Origin of the sequence: Brachybacterium sp. AOP3-A1-3, assembly GCF_052378285.1 — a bacterium.
In the GTDB taxonomy this organism is placed as follows: Bacteria; Actinomycetota; Actinomycetes; order Actinomycetales; family Dermabacteraceae; genus Brachybacterium.
Genome location: NZ_JBQSXM010000006.1, coordinates 108,443 through 131,195, shown reverse-complemented (window position 1 = coordinate 131,195; position 22,753 = coordinate 108,443). Strand labels below are relative to the sequence as shown.

General features: G+C 68.6%; 20 protein-coding genes. 17 read left to right on the top strand and 3 right to left on the bottom strand.

Annotated features, from left to right (window positions below; translation table 11 throughout):
* The first annotated feature begins 51 nt into the window (after positions 1 to 51).
* The 6 genes from ACT3T5_RS10565 to ACT3T5_RS10540 all read left to right on the top strand — a co-directional run bounded on the left by ACT3T5_RS10565 (position 52) and on the right by ACT3T5_RS10540 (position 5,035).
* Positions 52 to 1,062, top strand: coding sequence for a siderophore ABC transporter substrate-binding protein (locus tag ACT3T5_RS10565; RefSeq protein WP_444594297.1), 1,011 nt, complete (start codon positions 52 to 54; stop codon positions 1,060 to 1,062).
* A gap of 50 nt (positions 1,063 to 1,112) precedes the next feature.
* Complete coding sequence (locus ACT3T5_RS10560; protein ID WP_444577200.1) at positions 1,113 to 2,126, top strand: ABC transporter permease; 1,014 nt, start codon at positions 1,113 to 1,115, stop codon at positions 2,124 to 2,126.
* A complete protein-coding gene (locus ACT3T5_RS10555) occupies positions 2,119 to 3,258 on the top strand; it encodes an iron chelate uptake ABC transporter family permease subunit (RefSeq protein ID WP_444577201.1) in 1,140 nt (379 codons plus the stop codon). Before ACT3T5_RS10560 ends, ACT3T5_RS10555 begins: the two co-directional genes overlap by 8 nt.
* Positions 3,255 to 4,019 (top strand): iron ABC transporter ATP-binding protein, encoded by a 765-nt coding sequence (locus ACT3T5_RS10550; RefSeq protein WP_444577202.1) that lies wholly within the window; start codon positions 3,255 to 3,257, stop codon positions 4,017 to 4,019. The genes ACT3T5_RS10555 and ACT3T5_RS10550 overlap by 4 nt, the downstream gene beginning before the upstream one ends.
* Positions 4,020 to 4,238: 219 nt before the next feature.
* Complete coding sequence (locus tag ACT3T5_RS10545; RefSeq protein ID WP_343924950.1) at positions 4,239 to 4,526, top strand: type II toxin-antitoxin system TacA family antitoxin; 288 nt, start codon at positions 4,239 to 4,241, stop codon at positions 4,524 to 4,526.
* Entirely contained in the window at positions 4,526 to 5,035 is a 510-nt protein-coding gene (locus tag ACT3T5_RS10540; RefSeq protein ID WP_443335598.1) for a GNAT family N-acetyltransferase, read from the top strand. The genes ACT3T5_RS10545 and ACT3T5_RS10540 overlap by 1 nt, the downstream gene beginning before the upstream one ends.
* Here ACT3T5_RS10540 and ACT3T5_RS10535 read toward each other — a convergent pair.
* Together ACT3T5_RS10535 and ACT3T5_RS10530 are read right to left on the bottom strand one after the other, a co-directional pair.
* The gene (locus tag ACT3T5_RS10535; RefSeq protein ID WP_444577203.1) at positions 4,992 to 6,335 is read right to left on the bottom strand and encodes a hypothetical protein; all 1,344 of its coding nucleotides are present in this window, start codon (positions 6,333 to 6,335) and stop codon (positions 4,992 to 4,994) included. The two genes, ACT3T5_RS10540 and ACT3T5_RS10535, sit on opposite strands and share 44 nt — an antisense overlap.
* 21 nt (positions 6,336 to 6,356) lie before the next feature.
* Complete coding sequence (locus ACT3T5_RS10530; protein WP_444577204.1) at positions 6,357 to 7,205, bottom strand: aldo/keto reductase; 849 nt, start codon at positions 7,203 to 7,205, stop codon at positions 6,357 to 6,359.
* Positions 7,206 to 7,429: 224 nt separating this feature from the next.
* Here ACT3T5_RS10530 and ACT3T5_RS10525 point away from each other — a divergent pair, with 224 nt between their 5' ends.
* On the top strand, positions 7,430 to 9,133 hold the full coding sequence (locus ACT3T5_RS10525) for a DHA2 family efflux MFS transporter permease subunit (protein ID WP_444577205.1): 1,704 nt from the start codon (positions 7,430 to 7,432) through the stop codon (positions 9,131 to 9,133).
* A gap of 155 nt (positions 9,134 to 9,288) precedes the next feature.
* On the opposite strand, the gene ACT3T5_RS10520 is transcribed toward ACT3T5_RS10525, so the two are convergent.
* Positions 9,289 to 10,128 (bottom strand): aldo/keto reductase, encoded by an 840-nt coding sequence (locus tag ACT3T5_RS10520; RefSeq protein ID WP_444577206.1) that lies wholly within the window; start codon positions 10,126 to 10,128, stop codon positions 9,289 to 9,291.
* 193 nt (positions 10,129 to 10,321) lie between these two features.
* Here ACT3T5_RS10520 and ACT3T5_RS10515 point away from each other — a divergent pair, with 193 nt between their 5' ends.
* From ACT3T5_RS10515 to ACT3T5_RS10470, 10 genes are all read left to right on the top strand, one after another.
* Entirely contained in the window at positions 10,322 to 11,977 is a 1,656-nt protein-coding gene (locus ACT3T5_RS10515) for an LssY C-terminal domain-containing protein (RefSeq protein WP_444577207.1), read from the top strand.
* Positions 11,978 to 12,088: 111 nt separating this feature from the next.
* Positions 12,089 to 13,543: an APC family permease gene (locus ACT3T5_RS10510; RefSeq protein WP_444577208.1), complete on the top strand. Its 1,455-nt coding sequence runs from the start codon at positions 12,089 to 12,091 to the stop codon at positions 13,541 to 13,543.
* 76 nt (positions 13,544 to 13,619) lie between these two features.
* On the top strand, positions 13,620 to 14,033 hold the full coding sequence (locus ACT3T5_RS10505) for a universal stress protein (RefSeq protein WP_444577209.1): 414 nt from the start codon (positions 13,620 to 13,622) through the stop codon (positions 14,031 to 14,033).
* A 278-nt stretch (positions 14,034 to 14,311) separates the two neighbouring features.
* A complete protein-coding gene (locus ACT3T5_RS10500) occupies positions 14,312 to 16,393 on the top strand; it encodes a PhoX family protein (protein WP_441448645.1) in 2,082 nt (693 codons plus the stop codon).
* A gap of 277 nt (positions 16,394 to 16,670) precedes the next feature.
* Positions 16,671 to 19,751 (top strand): DUF4040 family protein, encoded by a 3,081-nt coding sequence (locus ACT3T5_RS10495; RefSeq protein ID WP_444577210.1) that lies wholly within the window; start codon positions 16,671 to 16,673, stop codon positions 19,749 to 19,751.
* Positions 19,748 to 20,080, top strand: coding sequence for a sodium:proton antiporter (locus ACT3T5_RS10490; protein ID WP_193116898.1), 333 nt, complete (start codon positions 19,748 to 19,750; stop codon positions 20,078 to 20,080). The genes ACT3T5_RS10495 and ACT3T5_RS10490 overlap by 4 nt, the downstream gene beginning before the upstream one ends.
* Positions 20,077 to 21,618, top strand: a complete 1,542-nt coding sequence (locus ACT3T5_RS10485) for a proton-conducting transporter transmembrane domain-containing protein (RefSeq protein ID WP_443352235.1) — start codon at positions 20,077 to 20,079, stop codon at positions 21,616 to 21,618. Before ACT3T5_RS10490 ends, ACT3T5_RS10485 begins: the two co-directional genes overlap by 4 nt.
* Entirely contained in the window at positions 21,615 to 22,097 is a 483-nt protein-coding gene (locus tag ACT3T5_RS10480; protein ID WP_443352233.1) for a Na+/H+ antiporter subunit E, read from the top strand. Before ACT3T5_RS10485 ends, ACT3T5_RS10480 begins: the two co-directional genes overlap by 4 nt.
* Complete coding sequence (locus tag ACT3T5_RS10475; RefSeq protein WP_193116901.1) at positions 22,094 to 22,354, top strand: monovalent cation/H+ antiporter complex subunit F; 261 nt, start codon at positions 22,094 to 22,096, stop codon at positions 22,352 to 22,354. The genes ACT3T5_RS10480 and ACT3T5_RS10475 overlap by 4 nt, the downstream gene beginning before the upstream one ends.
* Positions 22,351 to 22,746, top strand: a complete 396-nt coding sequence (locus ACT3T5_RS10470; protein ID WP_193116902.1) for a cation:proton antiporter — start codon at positions 22,351 to 22,353, stop codon at positions 22,744 to 22,746. The genes ACT3T5_RS10475 and ACT3T5_RS10470 overlap by 4 nt, the downstream gene beginning before the upstream one ends.
* Positions 22,747 to 22,753 lie beyond the last annotated feature (7 nt).

The following is a 22,753-nucleotide window of genomic DNA, read 5'->3' as shown; positions in this document are numbered from 1 at the left end:
GCGATCCGTGGCGCTCCCGGCGCCCGACCACCGACAGAAGGCCTTCCCCTCATGACTACGCTCTCCCGTCGCCACCTCGGCGCCGTGTCCGCAGCCGGCGCTCTCGGTCTCGTCCTCACCGCCTGTGGCGGGTCCGCCGGAGCCGGTGACGGCGGTGCGGCCGAGGCCGCCGGCGAGAACCCGGCGGGAACCGTCGAGATCGAGGACAACAACGGCGCGCAGACCGTGCAGACCCCGCCGGCGTCCGTCGTCGCGACCGACAACCGCACCTTCGAGACGCTCGAGAGCTGGGGCGTCACGCTGACCGCCGCGGCCCGCGCGCTCATGCCGACCACGAACTCCTACAAGGACGACGAGTCGATCATCGACCTCGGCAACCACCGCGAACCCGACCTCGAGGCGGTCGTCGCCGCCGAGCCCACGCTGATCATCAACGGCCAGCGCTTCGCGCAGTACCACGACGATTTCGTGAAGTACGCGCCGGACGCGACCATCCTCGAGCTCGACCCCCGCGACGACAAGCCCTTCGCCGACGAGCTGAAGCGCCAGATCACGACCCTCGGCCAGATCTTCGACAAGGACGCCGAGGCGACGGACCTCGGTGCCGCGCTGGATGCCGCCATGGAGCGGGTCACCGCTGCCTACGACGGCTCGTCGACCGTGATGGCCGTGAACGTCTCCGGCGGCGCGATCGGCTACATCGCCCCCGGTGCGGGCCGCACGCTGGGCTGGACCTTCGACGCCTTCGGGCTCGTCCCCGCGCTCGAGGTCGAGGGTGCGAGCGACGACCACCAGGGTGATGACATCTCCGTCGAGGCCATCGCGAGCTCGAACCCCGACTGGATCCTCGTCATGGACCGGGATGCGGCGATCAGCGCCGACGACCCCGCCTATCAGCCCGCCGCCCAGGTGCTCGAGGACTCCGAGGCGCTCGCCGGGGTCACCGCGATCGCCGAGGGCAACCTCGTGTACATGCCGGCCGACACGTACACCAACGAGTCGATCCAGACCTACACGGAGTACTTCGAGTCCCTCGCCGACGCCCTCGAAGGCTCGGCCTGAGCCGCGTGCGCCGCTGGTGACCGCCGCCCCGTCCAGGACCAGGTGACCTGATGCCCGCTCCCTCCGCTCCCGCGGCTCGCTCCCTCGGGGCGCCCCCGGCACCCCGCCGCGGCCGCGAGCGACTCCTCGACGGCAAGCTCGTGATCGGCATCGTGATCGTGGCATTGCTGCTGGCCGTCTCGCTCGGCACGGGCGTCTACGACGTCCTCGGGGCCGACGACGGCGCCGAGATGTTCGCGATCACCCGCGTGCCGCGCACGATCGCGCTGGTCCTGGCCGGCGCGGCGATGGCGATGTCGGGGCTGATCATGCAGCTCATGACCCAGAACCGCTTCGTGGAGCCCTCGACCACCGGCACCACCGAATGGGCGGGCCTGGGCCTGGTCCTGGTGATGGTGGTCAGCCCCCAGGCGGATCTCATGACCCGCATGACCGTCGCGATCGTGTTCTCGTTCGTGGGCACGATGGTGTTCTTCGCGTTCCTGCGCCGGGTGACCCTGCGCAGCTCGCTGATCGTGCCGATCATCGGCATCATGCTCGGCTCCGTCGTCGGCGCGGTCTCCACCTTCGTGGCCCTCCAGTTCGACGCCCTGCAGAACCTCGGCGTGTGGTTCGCCGGGTCCTTCACCTCGGTGCTGCGCGGACAGTACGAGGTGCTGTGGATCGTGCTCCTGGTGGGCATCGCCGTCTTCTTCGTGGCGGACCGGCTCACCGTGGCCGGGCTCGGCGAGGACATCGCCACCAACGTCGGCGTGAACTACCAGCGGGTGCTGCTGCTGGGCACGGGCCTGGTCGCGATCGCCACCGGCGTGGTCACCGTGGTGGTCGGCAACCTGCCCTTCCTCGGGCTCATCGTCCCCAACGTGGTGTCGATGATGCGCGGGGACGACCTGCGCAGCAACCTGCCCTGGGTGTGCCTGCTCGGCATCGCCATCGTCACCGTGTGCGACCTGGTCAGCCGCACGATCATCATGCCCTTCGAGGTGCCGGTCTCCCTGATCCTCGGCATCCTCGGCGCGATCGTGTTCATCGCCCTCCTGCTGAAGCAGCGCCGTCATGGATGAGCGCCGCACGATCGTGACCAGCGCGTCCCGTCGCCTGGTGACCTCGACCGGGAGCGACCATCTCGACATCTCCACCGCTCCCACCGACACCGCCGAGGAGATCGCGCCGCTGAGCGTGCCGCGGCCGCTGCGCAGCAGCTCCGGAGCGTTCGCCGACGGCCGGTCCCGACGGCGCTACTGGATCGTGCTGGTCACGCTCGTGGTGCTCGCCGCGGCGTTCGCCCTGGGCCTGCTCGCGATCGGCAACCCCATGCCGATCGGCTCGCGCGGCTTCTGGCTGATCGCCGAGCTGCGTGCGACCTCGCTCGTGGTGATGGGGGTGGCCGCGTTCTGCCAGGCCACGGCCACGATCGCCTTCCAGACGGTCACCGGCAACCGCATCATCACCCCGTCGATCATGGGCTTCGAATCGCTGTACACCGCGATCCAGACCACCGCCGTCTACACCCTCGGCGTGGCCGGGGTGGTGGCCCTGCAGGGCACCGGGCAGTTCCTGGTGCAGGTCGCCCTGATGGTCGTGATGTCCGTGCTGCTCTATGGCTGGCTGCTGCGCGGCAAGTACGCGAACCTGCAGGTGATGCTGCTGATCGGCATCGTGCTCGGCGGCGGGCTGGGATCCGTCTCGAGCTTCATGCAGCGCCTGCTCACCCCGAGCGAGTTCGACGTGCTCACGGCGCGCCTGTTCGGCTCGGTCACGAACGCGAGCGTCGAGTATCTGCCGTACGCGATCCCGCTGTGCCTCGTGGCCGGCGTGCTGATCTGGCTCAACGCCCGCACGCTCAACGTGATCTCGCTGGGCCGGGACGTGTGCATCAACGTCGGCATCGACCACGGCCGCCAGACGATCTACACGCTCGTGCTGGTCTCGGTGCTGATGGCAGTCTCCACGGCCCTCATCGGCCCGATGACCTTCTTCGGCTTCCTCGTCGCGACGCTGACCCACCAGCTCGCCGGCACCCACGATCACCGGCGACTGCTCCCGGTGGGGGTGCTGGTGGGCTTCGTCGTGCTCGCCGGCGCCTACTTCCTCATGAACCACGTGTTCTACGCGCAGGGCGTCGTCTCCATCATCATCGAACTCGTCGGCGGGACCGTGTTCCTCGTCGTCATCATGCGAAAGGGACGCCTGTGATCAGCATCGATGCGGTGCGCAAGACGTATACCTCCTCGTCAGGGACCGTCGAGATCGGCCCGGTCACCCTGGAGATCCCCGCAGGCGGCGTGACCGCACTGGTGGGGCCGAACGGGGCCGGCAAGTCGACGATGCTGACCATGGCGGGGCGCCTGCTGGGGATCGACGAGGGCGCGATCGAGGTGGCCGGGTACGACATCTCCTCGACCGCCTCGAAGGACCTCGCGAAGATCCTCTCGGTGCTGCGCCAGGAGAACCATTTCGTCACCCGCCTCACGGTGCGCCAGCTCGTGGGCTTCGGCCGCTTCCCCTACTCCAAGGGCAGGCTCACCGCGCTGGACGAGCAGAAGATCTCCGAGGCGATCGACTTCCTGCACCTCGACGAGCTCGAGTCCCGCTACCTCGATGAGCTCTCCGGCGGGCAGCGCCAGCGCGCGTATGTGGCCATGGTGCTTGCCCAGGACACCGAGTACGTGCTGCTGGACGAGCCGTTGAACAACCTCGACATGCGCCACAGCGTGCAGATGATGGGACGCCTGCGCGACGCCGCCCGCGAGCTGGGCCGCACCATCGTGGTGGTGCTGCACGACATCAACTTCGCGGCCCACTACTCCGACCACATCGTCGCCATGAAGAACGGCGGCGTGGTCGAGGCCGGCCCCGTCGCCGAGATCATGGACGGCGACGTTCTCACCCGCGTGTTCGACACCCCGGTGCAGGTCATCGACGGGCCGACGGGACCGCTCGCGGTCTACTTCTGAGCCGCGCGGTGACAAGCGGAGGCGCGCGTGAGGGTTCGGACATCGAGGCGTGGGTCCCGAGGGTCAGAGCGTGAGGATCGTCGCCGGGAGCGGTGTTGCTTGCGGTAGCGGTGTGTGTGTACATTGTCTGTACGCCTCGATCAGTGCCGAGGTGCTTGATGCTACGAGCCGAGACGCCTCGTCCAGAGAGGCGTGATGCCTCGAGTAGGGAGCAGTGCCATGAGTGCTACGAAGAGTGAACGTATCAATCTACGTGCGACCGAGAAGCAGGAGCACGTGCTCCGACGTGCAGCGGAAGCTGAGGATGTAACTGTCTCGACGTTCATCCTTGGCAGCGCCGTAGAGCAAGCCGAGAAGGTTCTCGCAGATCGCCGATGGTTCGAGGTCACGCCGGAGCAGTTTGAGGAATTTGTCCAGCTCCTCGATCAGCCGGTCAAGACGGAGAAGCTGGCCGCACTGTTCGCCAGGCCGTCGGTGTTCGACGCGCCGTTCACTCTGGAGGACTGATGGCTTCGGGGATTCTTGAAGCTCCACGGAAGCTAGAGAAGCGGGACGGCAAGAAGGCGTTTGCGAGCGGAGCTGGCGAGCTGGATACGTGGCTCAAGGAATATGCATGGCAGAACCAGCGTGCCAACAATGCTGTGACCTACGTGTCTGTGCTTGACGGGGAAGTGGTTGGCTTCTATGCGATCGCTGCGGCCGGGGTGAGCCATGTGAGTGTCGGTGCGGACTTTTCTAAGCGTCGTCCGGACCCCATTCCTTGTGTCCTCCTGGCAAGACTCGCCGTAGATGAGCGCGCCCAAGGACGTGGCGTCGGGGCGAACCTATTTAGGGATGCGATCCAGCGTTCACTGGCGGTCAGCGAAGGTATGGGAGCTGCAGCCTTGCTCATCCATTGTCGCGATGAGAGCGCCCGCAGCTTCTACCTTGGGCTTGTGGATGCGTTTCCATCCCCGGTCGATGATCTGCACCTCATAGTTCCGATGCGAGCGATTGCTGACCAGCTGCAGAGCTAACCGGGGAAGATTCAATCCATGTCGTGGGGCTCATGAAGGCCACCTGGGGATGCGAAGTGAGTGATTTGGGATCCCAGAGCCAAGCTGGCACATCGGAGCCGTCCGCAATTGTCGATATTCCCGCGATCGTTGAGCGAGCGCCATCGAGATTTCCCTCGATGAGGAAGCTCGTTGCGAGGTTGATATCTCGCACGGCTGATGACATGTTTTTCGTGTTTCCGGTTTCAGAAATTATCTCGCGACTTCGTCGCGGTTCGAGGGGGAGCCAGGAGAAGGCGTATATTGCGCGCATATCATTGTCCTTTGGATTCTCACTGTAAGCCGCCAGAGAAAGAGTTCTTGCCTCGCTGTGTTGACCGCGGTCGAGGTGGTGCGCAACGAGTTCCACCAGTTCACTCCGCGATATTCCCGGAAGTACTTCACCGAGGTCTTCGAGCACAAACGCACTCGCCGCTCGAGTCAATTGTGAATTCGTTGTCACGCGTTCCTGGAGAGTCGCTAACTGAATGCCGGCACGATTTGAGGTCGCGGAAGGGTGCTCGATGAGGGAGGCCTCCCATGCCCAGGATTCTGGACTCCAATCTGAGTGGTAGGTGCGAGAAAATCGTTCATATATCCAATGGGATGCGGCTCGGCCGCCAGCTAGAGCCATGTCGTCAATCTCGGGCGGGGAGCATGTGTAACCATGGACTCGCCAAGCAGCAATGTCGGAGAGGCTTGCCTCTTTAATCCAAGTTGAACCCCGCTCGAAGGTATTTCCTGCGAGACTCTTCACGATGAGCCGAGTGTGATCATGCTCCGCCCTGTAGTCGTCCGGCGCGTCAGCGTCGATGCTCGACAGCCAGCCATGTAACTCTGGAACTTGTTCGCGTTCAAGTTCGCCCGTGAATATCCGATGCCACACGGAAGTTGCGGTCAAGATAATCCGTCGAATTAGGCTTGGTCCAATTTGTTCGCGAACCAGCCAGTCGGGCGGGAGTCCGCGTTCCGCCAGGCGCGCGAGGCCCGTAGTGATGGCTATTGATCGAAAAGGCCCGTCGATATTTGGCTGTGATCGTAAAAGGTCTTCGATTCCAACGATGAGCTCCGAAGTTAGCCAATTTGGATCAGGAAGTTGTCCACGAGATTCGAGTGCGATGCGACGGGCATCGTAGGCAGAGGCCAACAGTTCGGTGCGTTCTGTTTCCATGAGTTCTATTGCCATTTGTGTGCAGGCTGAAGGGTCCTGGCACACCAAGTGGTCTGTTTCGGCGCACGCGGTGGTGTATGCGCGAAGAATGGCGAGTTCCTGCTGTGGCACGGCGTTCCCCTTTCAGGTAGGTCAGGCAGTCTTCGTCGCCGGGTCCGCGCCGCCGCGGCCGTCGGGACGGTCCAGCTCGTCGATCGCCGAGATCTCGTCGGCCGTGAGCTCGAGCTCGGCGGCGGCGAGGTTCTCCACGATGCGCGAGGGCGTGACCGACTTCGGGATCGTCACGATGCCGTGCGCGAGGTGCCAGGCCAGCACCACCTGCGCGGGCGTCGCCTCATGCGCTGCGGCGATGCCGGTGATCACGGTGTTCTCCAGCAGGTCGGACTTGCCCTGGCCCAGCGGACCCCACGACTCGGTGAGGATCCCGTGCTGCGTGTGGATCTCGCGCAGCTCACGCTGCTGGAAGTAGGGGTGCAGCTCGATCTGGTGGATCGCGGGCACGACACCGGTGGCCTCGATGATCTCCGTGAGCTGGGGTGCGGGGTAGTTCGAGACGCCGATCGTGCGCACCAGCCCGCGCTTCTGCAGCTCGATCAGAGCCTTCCACGCCTCGACGTACTGCCCCTGCGAGGGCACGGCCCAGTGCACGAGGTAGAGGTCCACGTAGTCCAGGCCGAGGCGCTCGAGCGAGGCCTCGCAGGCGGCGATCGCGTCGTCGAAGCCCTGGGCGTCGTTCCAGAGTTTCGTGGTCACGAACAGCTCCTCGCGCGGCACGCCGGCCTCGCGGATCGCGCGGCCCACGCCCTCTTCGTTTCCGTAGACCTTCGCGGTGTCGAGGTGGCGATATCCGGCCTCGAGCGCCTGGAGGGTGACGTCGGCCGCGACGTCGTCCTCGACCTTGAAGACGCCGTAGCCGAGCTGGGGGATCGAGCGGCCGCCGGCCAGCTCGAGGGACGGGACGACGGGATGTGCTGCAGGCATGGGATTCCTCTTCTCGGGGGTTCCGCTCCAGGCTACGGGGCACGGCCGACCGAGGACCCCTGGGCCGGCCGGCGAGCCGGATGCGAGCGGCCCGTCGGGCGCGACCGCTGCGGCAGGGTTCAGCGGGCGGGGCCGATGGAGGTATAGGGCGCCGTCGGCGGATGGCGCGAGGATCAACTGTTCGATGTATCGACGGATCTGACACAGAGTCATAATCTAGGGACATGACGAACTCACGCCCTCACCGTTCCGGGGCGACCGCATCGGCCGCCACCGCGCCCCACGCATCGACCGCTGACGCCACGCCAGCTGACCCCGAGCCCGCTGGCCGCCGGCCCGCCGGCGCCCCCGCCGATCCCTCGACCGACCCGCGCCGCTGGAAGGCGCTGGGCGTCCTGGCGGCCGGCCTCGCCCTGATCGTCATCGACGGGTCGATCGTCGCCGTCTCGCTGCCCACGATCATCGGTGACCTCGGCCTGGACCTCACCGACGCGCAGTGGGTCTCCACCAGCTACGCCGTGGTCCTCTCCGCGCTGCTGCTGATCACCGGGCGCATGGGCGATCGCCTGGGCCGGCGCCGGCTGTTCCTCGCCGGCGTGGCCCTGTTCGTGATCGCCTCCGTGCTCGCGGCGATGGCCGGGGGAGCGGCCGCGCTGATCGCCGCCCGGCTGCTGCAGGGCGTCGGCGGGGCACTGATCCTGCCCTCGACGCTCTCGACCGTGAATGCCACCTTCCGCGGATCCGAGCGCGCAGCGGCCTTCGGGGTGTGGGGCGCCGTGATGGCCGGCGCCGCAGCGCTGGGCCCGCTGCTCGGCGGCTGGCTGACCAGCGCGTTCTCCTGGCCGTGGATCTTCCTGGTCAATGTGCCGATCGGTCTGCTGGTCATCGCCGGCACCATCGCCTGGGTGGGGGAGACCCGGGAGGCACCGCGCCCCCAGGGCGGGCGGCGGGACCTCGATGCGATGGGTGCGCTGCTCAGCGCCCTCGCGCTCGGATCCCTCGTGTTCGCGATCGTCGAGTCCACGACTCTGGGCTGGTGGACGCAGAAGGCGCCGCTGGAGATCGGCGGCCTCACGATCCACGGGCCCGTCGGCCTGTCCCTGACGCCGGTGCTGCTGCTCGTCGGCCTCCTGGCGCTGATCGCCTTCCTGTTCCGGGAACGCAGCCGCGGCGCCGCCGGGCGCGAGGTCCTGCTGGACCTGTCGCTGTTCCGTCTGCGGGCGTTCGCCTGGGGCAACCTCACCGCCGGGACCGTGGCGATCGGCGAGTTCGGCCTGCTGTTCGTGCTGCCCCTGTACCTGGTGAACGTGCTGGCCCTGGGCACGCTCCAGGCCGGCCTGGTGCTCGCCGCGATGGCCGGCGGCGCATTCCTCTCGGGAACCCTGGCCCGGCATCTCGCCGCGGCGATCGGGGCGCCCGGCACCGTGCTGGTCGGCCTCGGGCTCGAGGTGCTCGGCGTCGGCGTGCTCGCGCTGCTGCTCGGCCCGTCCACCCCGATCGCGCTCCTCGTCGTGACCCTCGTCGTCTACGGGCTGGGCCTGGGGCTCGCCTCCGCGCAGCTGACCTCGACCGTGCTCGCCCCCGTGCCGCCGGAGCAGTCCGGGCAGGGCTCGGCCACGCAGTCCACCGTCCGTCAGCTCGGCACCGCGCTGGGAACGGCCGTCTCCGGCGCGTTCCTCGCGGCCGGGTTGTCCGCCGGCACCGGGTCGCTGACGGGGGAGGCCGCCCGCTACGGGCAGGCCATGACCGACTCGGCCGGGTCGATCCTCTCCCAGCTGCGCGCCCAGGGCGCCGGGAGCGGGACGCTCGACCAGCTGGGCACCGTCTTCACCGACGGATCGCGGATCGCGATGGCAGGGTCGGCAGGATTCCTGCTGCTGGGCCTGATCGGCGCACTGGCCGTGGCCCGGGCCGCACGCCGGGACTGATCCCGCCGTCGGTCCTCACCCTCGAGCCCTCACCCTCGAGCCCTCACCGTCGAGCTCTCGTCACGATGCCGGCCCCGAACGATGCTCGGCCCGACCCCTCAGGGGCCGGGCCGAGCTGCGTATCAGGCGTCCATCACCTGTGGATCAGGCGCAGATCAGAAGTTGCAGGTCTGCGGGTCGCCGCCGATGCGGCCGTCGACCTGGTCCAGGGCGTCGATCCGGGCGATCTCTCCCTCGGTGAGCGTGACGTCGGCGGAGGCGAAGTTCGAGATGATCCGCTCGGGCGTGACCGACTTGGGGATCACGACGAAGCCCTTGGCGAGGTGCCACGCGAGGACGACCTGCGCGGGGGTCACGCCGTGCGCCTCGGCGATGTCGGTGATGACGGGGTCGCCGAGGTCGTTGCTCTCACTGCCCTGGCCGAGCGGGGACCAGGACTGGTGGAGGATCTCGTGGGCGCCCTCGACCTCGCGCAGCTCGGTCTGCTGGAAGGTCGGGTGGGTCTCGACCTGGTGGATCACCGGGGTCACGCCGGTGGCCTCGATGATCTCCTCGAGCTCCGCCTTCGGGAAGTTCGAGACGCCGATCGAGGCGGCCTTGCCGCTCTTCTGGATCTCGATGAGCGCCTTCCAGGCCTCGACGTACTGGCCCTGGATGGGCTTGGCCCAGTGGATCAGGTACAGGTCCACGTGGTCCAGGCCGAGCTTCTCCAGGGAGGTGTCGATCGCGGCGAGGGCGTCGTCACGGCCGTGGGAGTCGTTCCACAGCTTGGTGGTCACGAAGATCTCCTCGCGCGGCACGCCGGAGGCGCGGATGCCACGACCCACGCCCTCCTCGTTGCCGTAGACCGCGGCGGTGTCGAGGTGTCGGTAGCCGGCGCGCAGGGCCTGCTCGACGACGTCGGCCGCGACGTCGTTCTCGACCTGCCACACGCCGTAGCCGAGCTGGGGGATCTCGTGGCCGTCATGGAAACGGACAGCGGGGATGCTGGTCATCAGGTGGTGCTCCTTCGATGGGGACTGCGCAAGACTAGGCCCGCCGGCGTGGATCCACCGCAGCCGTTCGCGCACGGCGGAGACATCGAAAGGCGTCGGAGGGCATCGGCCGCCGGAGCGGGAGCTCCCCGGGAGCAGGCAGGGCGGCCCCCTACGATGGCCCCATGAGATCGCGGACCGCAGGGCCTGGCCGGTGACGCCGGCGCGCGACGCGTCGGTCGTCCCGCTGGAGAGGCCGCTTCCCACGGAGCCGCCCGAATACGACCACTCCCGCGGCCATTCGCCGCGCAGGCAGCGGTTCGAGGTGTACGCACTGCTGGACACCCTGTTCATCGTCATTGGTGTCGTGGTCTCGATCTGGCTGGCGCTGCTGTACCTGTTCGAGGGCTTCTCCCTCACGCCGGTGCGACTGCTGTACCTGGTCGGCTTCTGGCTGCTGCTCACCTACATCACGCTCCCGCGCCTGCATCAGCTGATGACCTGGATCTATCTGCCGGACTACTTCTTCGGCCGCACCCGCACCACCGAGGGGGTGCTGTCGGATCCGATCAATCTGGCCTTCGACGGGCCCGAGCGGGATCTGCACGTGGCGATGCGCCGCGCCGGCTGGGCCCTCGCCGAGGAGCGCACGCTGGCCTCGGCCTGGTCGATGGTGCGCTCCACCCTCCTGAGGCGCTCGTACCCGGGTGCCCCGGTCTCGAACCTGTACCTGATGGGTCGTCGCCACGACTTCACGTACCAGCAGGAGGTGGGCGGCACCACCACCAAACGGCACCACGTGCGCTTCTGGCGGATGCCCACGGACTTCGTGCTGCCCGGCGGCTACCGCGCCGACTGGCTCGCGGCCGGCACCTACGACCGCGCCGTCGGCTTCTCCTTCTTCACCCTGCAGATCACGCACCGCATCGACGAGAACATCGATGTCGAGCGCGACTACCTCATCGACACGGTGCGCTTCGCGGACCCCGAGATCCCGGTCGAGGTGATCGCCGAGTTCTCCACGGCGTACCACCACCGCAACGGCCAGGGAGACCGCTTCCGCACCGACGGCCATCTCCCGGTGATCGATGTCGCCGACGCCGCCTCCCGCTCCGACGGGGCCAGCGCGATGATGCTGCCGCGCCATCGGCCCACGGGCACCACGGTGATGAAGGCGCGGGCCCGCGCGGCCACCCAGTCGGCCCTGGTCGCGGCCCGTCTGCGCAGCAGCGGCTCCGGCCGTGCAGACCTCGGGGGCGAGCTCTCGGCGCAGTGGCAGGGGACGGTCGACGACCTCCACGAGATCGTGACCCGCGCGACGGACCACCACCTCCCTCCGCCCACCGTCGTCTTCACCGGGGCGCTGGTGGTGCTGCAGTCCTGCGTGGTCATCGCGCAGTGGGTGGGCCGCCTGCTGGGCGTGGACTTCCAGAGCCTGTTCGCCGAGGCGTCCTCGATCTTCCCGGAGGCCGACGGGGTCTATCTCGCCTCCGCCTTCGCGGTGGCGCTCGTGCTGCTGCTGGTCGGGGTGCTGCGTCGCAGCAGGTGGTCGCGGATCGTCCTGATGGCACTGTTCGCGGCCGACGCGATCGCGCGCCTCACGCTGGCCACGTCGATGGCCGGCGACGTCGCGCACTCGCTCCTGGTGGGGGCGGGAGCCTCGGCGCTCGGGGTGCTGGCGATCAGCTCGGACGCCTCGCGCCAATGGGTCCAGACGCTGCGCCTGTCGGTGCAGGACGCCGACGCCGAGGAGTCGGCGGCGGACGGCGACCCGGCGGCGCACGATGACGCGACAGCGGACGGCGACCCGGCAGCACCTGCCGAGTCCACGGCCGGACCTGCGGAGCGTCCGACGGGACCCAGGGCCTGACAGAGTAGAGTTCCCGCACAGCCGCCCTCGGTTCCCTGGGCAATGGTGCTCTGTCCGAGCCCGTTGCCGCCCTGAGCGGTCAGATCGTGTCCCCGTCCCGGGAGGATTCCCATGAGCGAGCCACGCGAGGCCGCCCCCATCGCATCCGGGGGCAGCGCCTCTTCGGATCAGCCGGAGCTGAAGAAGGCGATCACGCCCAAGCTCCTGCTGCTGTTCATCGTCGGCGACATCCTCGGAACCGGCGTCTATTCGCTGACCGGCAAGGTCGCCGGTGAGGTCGGCGGCGCCGGCTGGGTGCCGATCATCATCGCCTTCGCCGTCGCCATGGTCTCGGCGCTCTCCTATGTGGAGATGGTGACCAAGTACCCGCAGGCCGCTGGCGCGGCGCTGTACGTGCACAAGGCCTTCGGCATCCACTTCCTCACCTTCATGGTGACCTTCGCGGTGCTGTCCTCCGGGATCACCTCGGCCTCGACCAGCGCGATCTTCCTCGCGGAGAACGTGCTGAAGGCGTTCGGTCTCGAGGAGTCCCTCGGCGCCTCCGCCGGCGGGGTCACGACCGGGATCGCGCTGATCTTCCTGGTGCTCGTCGCCCTGATCAACCTGCGTGGCGTCTCCGAGTCCGTCAAGGCGAACGTGGTGCTCACCTGCATCGAGCTCACCGGCCTGATGCTGGTGATCGTGGTCGGCTTCTTCACCGTCGCCCGCGGCGAGGCCGACTTCTCGCGCGTGATCCTCTTCGAGACGCAGGACGAGAAGGGCATGTTCATGGCGATCATCGGGGCGACAGCCCTGGCGTTCTTCTCGATGGTCGGCTTCGAGGACTCCGTGAACATGGCCGAGGAGACCGTGAACCCGGTCAAGAACTTCCCCAAGGCGCTCATCGCGGGACTGTCGATCACCGGCGTGATCTACGTGCTGATCTCTCTCCTCGCGGTCGCCGTGGTGCCGATCGGCCGGCTCACCGAGTCGACCACCCCGCTGCTCGAGGTCGTGAAGGTCGGTGCCCCCGGCATCCCGATCGACACGATCTTCGCGTTCATCTCGATCTTCGCCGTCGCCAACACGGTGCTGATCAACATGATGATGGCCTCGCGCCTGCTCTACGGCATGTCCAAGCAGGGCGTGCTGCCGGGCTTCCTCAAGGGCGTCATGGCCTCGACCCGCACCCCGTGGGCCGGGATCGTGTTCTCCACCGTGCTGGCCTTCGCCCTCGTGCTCACGGTCAAGTTCGTGCTCGCCGAGGAGACCATCCAGGCGCTCGGCGGCACCACCGCGCTCCTGCTGCTGGCCGTGTTCGGGATGGTCAACATCTCGGTGCTGGTGCTGCGCAAGGACACGGTCGACTCGGACCACTTCCGCACCCCGACGGTGCTGCCCGTGATCGGTGCGATCACCTCGTTCGCGCTGATCTCCCCGCTCGCCCAGCCGGCGCAGAACTACGTCATCGCCGGCGGCCTGCTCGCCGTGGGTCTCGTGCTCTACGTGATCACCTGGTTCTACAACAGCGCGGTCAAGGCCCGACGCACGCGGTTCCGTCATCCCGACGACCTCGGCAAGCCGTGACCCCGCGGACTCGGATGCGACGCCGGATACTCCAGACACCGACCTGTCCCACGACTCCAGACTCCCGGGAGATGCCATGACCACCATCCTGCTGGCCTACGTCCCCAGCGCCACCAGCGAGGCCGCCCTGAAGTACGCGATCGAGGAGGCGACGCGCCGCGATGCGAAGCTCCTCGTGCTCGCCTCCGAGCGCCCGCCCGATCCGCGCAAGGCCCGCGGCGTGACGGACAAGCGGCCGCTGACCGAGCGTCTGGCGGAGACCGGCCTCGAGCACGAGCTGCGCACCGTGCCCAAGCGCGACGATCCGGCCGACGACATCCTCGATGCCGTCGAGTCCGACCCCATCGACCTGGTGGTGCTCGGCATCCGTCGCCGCACCCCGATCGGCAAGATCCTGCTGGGCTCCACCTCGCAGCGGGTCGCGATCGAATCGCCTGTCCCGGTGGTGCTGGTCAAGCCGGACACCTTCGTGCCGCCGACGAGATTCTGACCCACGGGACCCACGGGACCCACCTCGGGCGCTGAGGCCCCACGACGGCCCCTGGGCCTGTTCTGCGGAACAGGTCCAGGGGCCGTCGTCGTCGTCGGGGAGGACGTCGGCGCGGTGACGGGCCCACGCACGCCGACCCGGTCCGTCACGTGTTCGCACCCCAGAGTTCACCGGGGTGTCGCCCTCGGGTGGGCCCGTGATCACCTCGCAGGGGCACTGTCGTCGTGCCCCTGCTCGTGCCCCGGCCGAGCGACGGATCGACTGCGAAGGATCACCCCATGGCCCTGATCGACATCCCCCTGCTCATGAAGGATGCGGCACGCGGCAAGCGCTCGGCCGTGACCTGCGCCCTCAAGTGCGCGAACCAGTGCGCAGCAGGGCCGTGCAACCACTCGGACAACCCGACGTTCCGCGACATCGCCTCCTCGGCGCTGACCCGTCGTGCGGTCCTCGGGGGCACCGGTGGCGCGCTCGCGATCGCGCTGGGCGGCACCCAGGGCGCCCTCGCCGATCCCGGCAACGGGAACGGCAAGGGCCAGGGCAACGGCAGTGGCAACGGCAAGGGCGGCTCGCGGGTCCCGGCGCCGAACGGCACCAAGCTGCTCTTCGAGGCGATCGCGCCGGTCGACTTCGAGGTCGACGAGTTCACCGTCCCCGAGGGCTACGCCTGGCACCCGATCATCCGCTGGGGCGACCCGCTGTTCGATGACGCCCCCGACTTCGACTGGAACGCCCAGAGCGCCGAGGCGCAGAAGCGCCAGTTCGGCTACAACAACGACTACACGGAGATCCAGGAGATCCCGGGCAGCAACGGCAAGCGCGCCGTCATGTTCGTGAACCACGAGTACACGAACGAGAACATCATGCTCCCGCCGGAGACCGACGAGGACGAGCTCATCGAGATCGGCATGGCCGCCCACGGCCTCACCGTGGTCGAGCTGGAGCGGAAGAACAAGAACTTCCCCTACTCCTACGTGCAGGGCGCCGAGCTGAACCGCCGCATCCTGCTGGACACCGCGTTCGAGCTCACCGGCCCCGCGGCCGGCAGCGACCTGGTCACAACCGTCGAGGACCCCGAGGGCACGACGGTGCTGGGCACCTTCGGCAACTGCGCCGGCGGGCTCACCCCGTGGGGCACGCTGCTCTCGGGCGAGGAGAACTTCCACGGCTACTTCCGCGCACCGGGCACCTCCGACGCGGAGAAGCGCTACGGCCTCGCCGACAAGGCCACCGCCCGGAACTGGGAGTCGAAGTACGACCGCTTCGACTCCCGCAACGAGGGCTACGAGAACGAGCCGAACCGCTTCGGCTACATCGTCGAGGTGGACCCCTTCGACCCGACCTCCACCCCGCGCAAGCACACGGCCCTGGGCCGCTTCAAGCACGAGGGCGCCAACGTGATCCTCGCCGAGGACGGTCACGTCGTGGCCTACACCGGTGACGACGAGGTCTTCGACTACCTCTACAAGTTCGTCTCCCACGGCACCTATGTCGAGGGCGACAAGGCGCACAACATGACGCTGCTGACCAGCGGCGATCTGTACGTCGCGAAGTTCTCCGGCAATTCGCCGGCCGCGGAGATCGACGGCTCGGGCGCGGTCCCGGCCGACGGCTCCTTCGACGGCACCGGCGAGTGGCTGCCGCTGCTGGTGGACGGCGAGTCGGCGGTCCCCGGCTTCAGCGCCGAGGAGGTCCTGGTGCACACCCGCCTCGCGGCCGACGCCGTGGGCCCCACCAAGATGGACCGCTGCGAGGACGTCGAGCCGTCGCTGGCCACCCGTCGCGTGTACGTCGCCTGCACCAACAACTCCGGCCGCGGCACGGCGGGGAAGGCTTCGGCCGACGAGGCGAACCCGCGCGCCGAGAACCGTGACGGCCACATCGTGGAGATCGACGAGCAGGGCGACCAGACCTCGACCACCTTCGCGTGGAACCTGCTGATGGTGTGCGGCGACCCGGCGCAGGGCGACACCACCTACTTCTCCGGCTTCCCGGTGGACCAGGTCTCGCCGATCTCCTGCCCCGACAACCTGGCGTTCGACGCGGTGGGCAACCTCTGGATCTCCACCGACGGCGCTCCCTCGGGCATCGGCTACAACGACGGCCTGTTCCGGGTCACGCTGGACGGCGACTCCCGCGGCCGGGTCGAGCAATTCCTCTCCGTGCCTCGTGACGGCGAGACCTGCGGCCCGATCATCCGCGACGAGGACCGCAGCGCCTTCGTCTCCGTGCAGCACCCGGGCGAGGACGGCGCATGGGGAGCCCAGCTCTCCTACTTCCCCGACTACGACGAGGTGGGACCCAAGCCCTCCGTGGTCCAGGTGCTGCTCGAGCGCGGCCGGGGCAACAGCAAGGGCTGACACCGGCCGCGTACGCCTGATGCCTCAGGCGATGACGCGGGAGCCCGGTGCCTGCAGGCATCACCTCGAGCACCGGCCGACTCCCTCCGTCCCCGTGACCTTCCGCACAACGCGGAGGGCGCGGGGTCGGAGGGAGTCTTATTTCTTACCGCGCGTGCGCGCGAGGCCGCCGAGACACCTGCGCAGCAGACGGGGTTTGGCCGCTCGCGGATCGTCGCTAGAATCCGTATATGCCCCGCCATGACGCCACCGCCCCTTCCACGTCGGGGCGCTGACGATGTCGGTGCTGTGGACGGTGCTGATACTGGTCGCGACGGTGGCGATCACCCCGGCCCTCGACCGTGCTCTCGGCCGGTCCGCCTGCTGGATCCTCGCCGGCCTGTATCTGCTCGCGGCCGCAGCTCTCGTCCCGGCGTCCCAGGCCGTCCTCGCCGGAGAGACCCGGCCGGCAACCACGACGTTCTCGATCCCGTGGGCCGCGCAGTGGGATATTGATCTTGCTCTGCGCGCAGATGGAATCGGGATCGTGTTCGCGATGATCGCCCTGGTCATCGGTGCCGTGGTGCTCGCGTACTCGGCCCGCTACCTGGAGCCGGGCAGGCAGCTGAGCTTCTCCCTGGTGATGGCGCTGTTCACCCTGTCGATGGTCGCGCTGGTGCTCGCCGATGACCTCGTGCTGCTCTTCGTGACCTGGGAGCTGACCTCGATCGCCTCCTTCCTCCTCATCGCCCGCTCCGGGCGCGGAGGACAGGCCGCCTCGATGCGCACCTTGCTGATCACGTTCCTGGGCGGCCTCTCCCTGCTGATCGCGGTCTCGCTGATGATCCTGCGCCTGGGCACCTCCTCGGTGACCGAGGTGCTCGCCGCGGACGTCTGGTCCGAGGACCCCGCGTTCGCCACGCTCGTCGGACTGCTGATCGCCGTCGCCGCCTGCACGAAGTCCGCCCAGTTCCCCTTCCACGTGTGGCTGCCCGATGCGATGGCCGCGGCGACGCCGGTCTCGGCGTACCTCCATGCGGCCGCTGTCGTGAAGGCAGGCATCTTCCTGCTGCTCCGATTCAGCCCGGCCTTCCACGACGTCATCGCCTGGAACGTCCTGCTCATCACGGCCGGCCTGGTCACCGCCTTCGTGGGCGGGTTCCTCGCGCTCCAGCAGCGCGACCTCAAGAAGCTCATGGCCTACTCGACGGTCAGCCAGCTGGGACTGATCGTCACCCTCATCGGCGTGGGCACGGAGGCGGCGATCCTGGCTGCCGTGCTGCACACCATCGCCCACGCGCTGTTCAAGTCCGGCCTGTTCATGATGGTCGGAGTGATCGACCATGCTGTCCATACGCGCGAGCTGCGGCGCATGCCGGCTCTCGCACGAGCGTTGCCCGGCAGCTTCGTGGTGACGCTGCTGGGCTGCATGTCCATGGCAGGGCTGCCCCCGATGCTCGGCTTCGTCTCCAAGGAGGCGCTCCTGACCGGGGCATTGGACCTCGGTGGGGCTCCGGCGATGGGCTGGGTGGTCGCACTCGGTATCGCGGGCGCCAGCGTGCTCACCTTCGCGTACTGCGCGAAGATCGTGCTCGGCGTCTTCATCGACGGCCGAGATGAGGACGCACTGGCGCGACTCGACGCCGAGGCGACATCAGGAGACCGGGCCGCAGCAGAGGCCATGACCAGCTCGACGGACCCGACCGGGGCCGTCCGCGAGGCGCGCAACGCCCACCGGCCCGCTCCGCTGCTGCTCTGGCCGGCCGCCCTGCCGATCCTCGCGGGGCTCCCTCTCGCTCTCGTCGTGGGCGTGCTGGACACCCCGGTCGCCCGGGCGATGGACGCGGCGCTCGGCGGGGAGCACCATCCGCATCTCGCGCTCTGGCACGGCGTCACGCCGGAACTGGCGATCACGGTCGGCGTGATCGTCCTCGGCACCCTGTTCGCGCTCGGACGCCGCAGGCTGCTCCCCCCCCTGGAGACGAACCCGTTCCCCGTCGACGGGGCGCAGATCCTGGGAGCGGTGGACCGCCTGGCCAGGCGCTTCGCCCTGCTGCTCGTCAGGCCGATCGCGAGTGACGACCCGATGCGGCATCTCGCCGCGATCCTGGCAGCATTCTGCGTCGTGATGCTGGCGGCCTTCGTCGCCCTTGTCGGGGATCTCCCCGCGCTGACCCCAGGGCTCAACGTCCCCTTCGACGTCGTGCTCTTCGTGCTCATCCTCGTGGCGGTCGTGGTGGTCTGCACGCGGCGGGACCGCCTCGGAGCGGCGGTCGCCCTCTCCGCGGTGGGCATTCTCGCGACGGTGCAGATCCTCGTCCTGGGAGCGCCCGACGTCGCCCTGACCCAGCTGCTCGTGGAGTCGCTGACGATCATCATCATCATGCTCGTGCTGCAGAGGCTCCCGCGGCGTTTCGATCCCCCCGGGCGTGCCCCGCGCCGCGGGGCGCTGTTCCTGGCCGTGGGCGTCGGGCTCGCCGCCGGTGCCGGCATGTACCTGTTCATGGGCCGACGCGAGCGCAGCGACGTCGCCGAGTACTACATCGCGCACGCCGAGGAGATCACCGGCGGCCACAACATCGTCAACGTCATCCTGGTGGAGTTCCGTGCCCTGGACACGCTCGGCGAGCTGTCCGTGCTCGGCATGGCAGGCGTCGCGATCGTCGCCGTGCTCTCCAGCGTGCGTCACATGTTCATCGATCCTGACGGCGAGACCGGCAGCGAGGACGGCACCGACGCCGACAGGGCGCCGGCACTGCGCGGCGAGGGGACCTCGGCCGATCGGGCGATCAACAGCGCCTGGGGCAATTCCGCCGCGCTGCAGCTGATGGTGCGGGTGACCGCCCCGATCCTCGCGCTCCTCTCGATCATGCTCTTCCTGCGCGGGCACAACGAGCCGGGCGGCGGATTCATCGCCGCACTCGTCGGGTCCGCGATCGTCGCGCTGATGTATCTGTCCACGTCGACGGATCGACAGATCGGCCCGCTCAGGCTCCCCCTGTTCCTCATCGGAGGGGGCATCGCGGTGGCTCTCGGCGCCGGCGCCCTCGGGTTCCTGAAGGGAGGCTTCCTCGAGCCGTTGCACGGACACCTGCTGGGTGCCCACGTGTCCACCTCGATGATCTTCGACCTGGGCGTGTACCTCGCGGTGCTGGGCCTGGTCATGGTCGCGGTGAACCTGCTGGGGGCCGGTGCCTCCACAGGGTCCGCCACGCCGGGGGAGAGCACTCGTGAGCGGACCGATGAGGCGGTCGAGGGCGAGCTGCCCGGGCCGTTGGACACCACTCGTGGGGAAGACGTCGTCCGTCGGCGCCGAGTCGGTGTCGGCACCTCGCACCTGACGACCGGAACGAAGCCGAAGGAGGGCGGTCGCCGATGATCCTCAGCCTGACTGTTGCCGTCCTCGTCGCCGGCGGCGTGTACCTGCTGCTCCAGCGGAGCATGGTGCGCGCGGTGTTCGGGATGACGCTGATCAGCCACGCCGCGAACTTCGTGCTCCTGGCGACCGGAGTGCCGGGATGGCGTGCCGAGCCGCTCACCGACGTCTCCTCGCGCGCCGACATGGCGGACCCGCTCCCGCAGGCCTTCGTGCTGACCGCGATCGTCATCACCATGGCGGTCACCATCTTCATGCTGACTCTCGCCGTGATCGGCCGGGACGACGATATGTCCCAGCACCCGGCGACCGGGGAGAACCCTGACTCATGATTCCCACCGTTCCCCCCTCCCTCCTGCCGATCTTCGTCGTGGCCCCGCTGCTCGGGGCGGCTGTCCTGCTGCTCGTGCGCCGCCGGGCGGTCGACACCGCGGTGCTGATCGGCGTGCCGATCGCCGTCGGCCTCGGCGCGCTCTGGCTGCTGGCCTGGCATCGCACCGAACCGGTGATCTCCCACGCCGTCGGCGGATTCTCCGACGTGCTCGCCATCCCCTTCGTGTCCGACACGCTCAGTGCGGTGATGCTGCTGGTCACCGCGGTCGCGACGCTCGCCGCGAGCATCTTCCTGGTGCTGACCGGGGAGTCGCGGTATCGCTTCCTGCCGCCCTTGGTGCTGCTGCTGAGCGCCGGGGTCAACGGCGCGCTCCTCACCGGCGACCTCTTCAACCTGTTCGTCTGGGTCGAGGTCATGCTGATGCCCTCCTATGCGCTGATCGCCGTGACCGGCAGCTGGCGACGCCTCGGCATCGGCCGACTCTTCGTGCTGGTCAACCTGCTCACCTCGACGGTGCTGCTGATCGGCGTCGGGTTCGTCTACGGCACCGCGGGCACGGTGAACCTGGCCTCGCTCGCCGGCGCCGGGAGCGAGGACCCGGCGACCGCTGCGGCCCTGGCCGTCGTGCTCCTCTCCCTCGCCGTGAAGGCGGGCATGGTGCCCGTGCATTCGTGGCTGCCGCGGGCGTACCCCGGCACCTCTGCCGGGATCATGGCGCTGTTCTCCGCTCTGCACACCAAGGTCGCGCTGTATGCGATGTACCGGATCGTCGCGGTGACCTTCTCGGACGGGCTGCCGTTCCTGGCGGTCCTCGCGGTGCTGGTGCTCGTGACGATCCTGGTGGGCGCCTTCTCGACGGCGAGCGCTCGACGGGTGCGGACGGCGATGGGTCACCAGATGGTCTCCGGCGTGGGGCACATCCTTCTCGGCCTGGTGCTGTTCACCCAGCTCTCCGTCACGGCCGGAATCCTCTATCTCGTCCACCACGTGATCACGATGTCGGCCCTGCTGCTGACCACCGGCGCGATCGAGCACACCTACGGATCCGGTCGCCTGGACCGGATCTCAGGGCTCGCGCGCCGGGATCCCTGGGTGGTCGGGGTCCTCGCGCTCGGGCTGTTCAGCCTCGTCGGCCTGCCGCCCACCTCCGGCCTATGGGGCAAGGTGGGGCTGCTGCGGGCCTCTGCGGAGCAGGTGACGCTCGGGGGGTCGATGCTCGGGTGGGCGGCGATCCTCGCGGTGATCGTCGCGTCGGTGGGGTCGCTGCTCGGCCTGCAGCGCATGTGGCGAGGTGTCGCATGGGGCGAGGACATGACCACCTATCGCCCTGACGACCCGCGCGTCGGGCGCGGCGATCCCCTCCCGCTCCCGGACGAGGTCCGGGTGCCGTGGCGTCTGGCGATGCCGGGTGCGGCGATGATGGCGCTGTCGCTCGCGATGTTCGTGGGCATCGGCCTGGTGCTGCCGACGATCGACACCGCCGCGACCGACCTGCTGGACGTCGAGGCCTATGTGGAGGCGGTGATCGGACGATGAGGCGCCTCGGGTACATGGCCTCCTACGCCCTGTGGATCTTCGTGGAGATCCTCAAGGGATCCGTCCAGATGGCCAAGGGCGTCTACAGCCGGCGGACCCTCAGCTCCCCGGCGATCGTCGAGTATCCCCTGCGGGCCACCACGGACATCGAGATCATCACGATGTCCTCCTCGATCACGATCACACCGGGCACCTTGGTCGTCGGGATCGCCCACGGCACCCGCGAGGAGCGTTCGAGCCTGTTCGTCCACGCCCTGTTCGCCGAGTCGCGGGAGCAGGTCCTCGCCGATCTGGGCGAGATGGAGGAGCGGCTGCTGAGGGCGACGCGGGGAGCCGACGGGGCGGACGCCGCCCTGAATACTCGCAGGGGAGGGCTCGGCGACGAGCGGTTCGTGGACGGCCGCGTCGCTCGGTCCCTGCATGAGCACGGCCGGGACTTTCATCGGCCCGGCCCTACCACCGCTGAGGAGGAGTCATGAGCGTGATCCTGTGGGTGACCGTCGCTCTGCTCGGCGCGGCGATCCTGGTGGGCCTCTTCCGGGTGGCCACTGCACCGGACGCCGCCAGCCGGGCCGTCGTCGGCGACCTCGTGTTCTTCTCCGGTGTCGGACTGATCGTCCTGGTGGGCCTTCTGAAGGCCTCCGCCGCCGCGGTCGACGCCGCACTGATCGCCTCCGTGCTGGGCATCCTGGCCACTGTGGCCCTGGCACGGATCCTCACCAGGGGGCGCCGATGATCGCCGTGCTCGATATCGCGGTGAGCATCCTCATCGCCGTGCTCCTGCTGGGCGGCGCGTTCTGGATGCTCACCGCAGCGCTGTCGATGTTCCATGCGCGCGACTCCTTGAGCCGCATCAACGTGCTCTCGCCGGCCACCGGTCTGGGACTGCCGATGATCGTCATGGGGGCCTTCCTGGAGCATGCCCGGGTCGACGGGTTCGATCCAGCGCTGCTGCTCAAGTCCGTCGTCACGGTGCTCGCGCTGATCATCGTGTCGTCGGTCGCCTCGAACGTGCTCGCGCGGGCTGCATACCTCTCCGGGTCCCCGGTGGATCCGCGGACAGCGCCTCAGGACCTCGCGCGGGCTCCGGGGGAGGGCGAGCAGGTGCCGCACAGCGACGATCGCTGAGCATCGG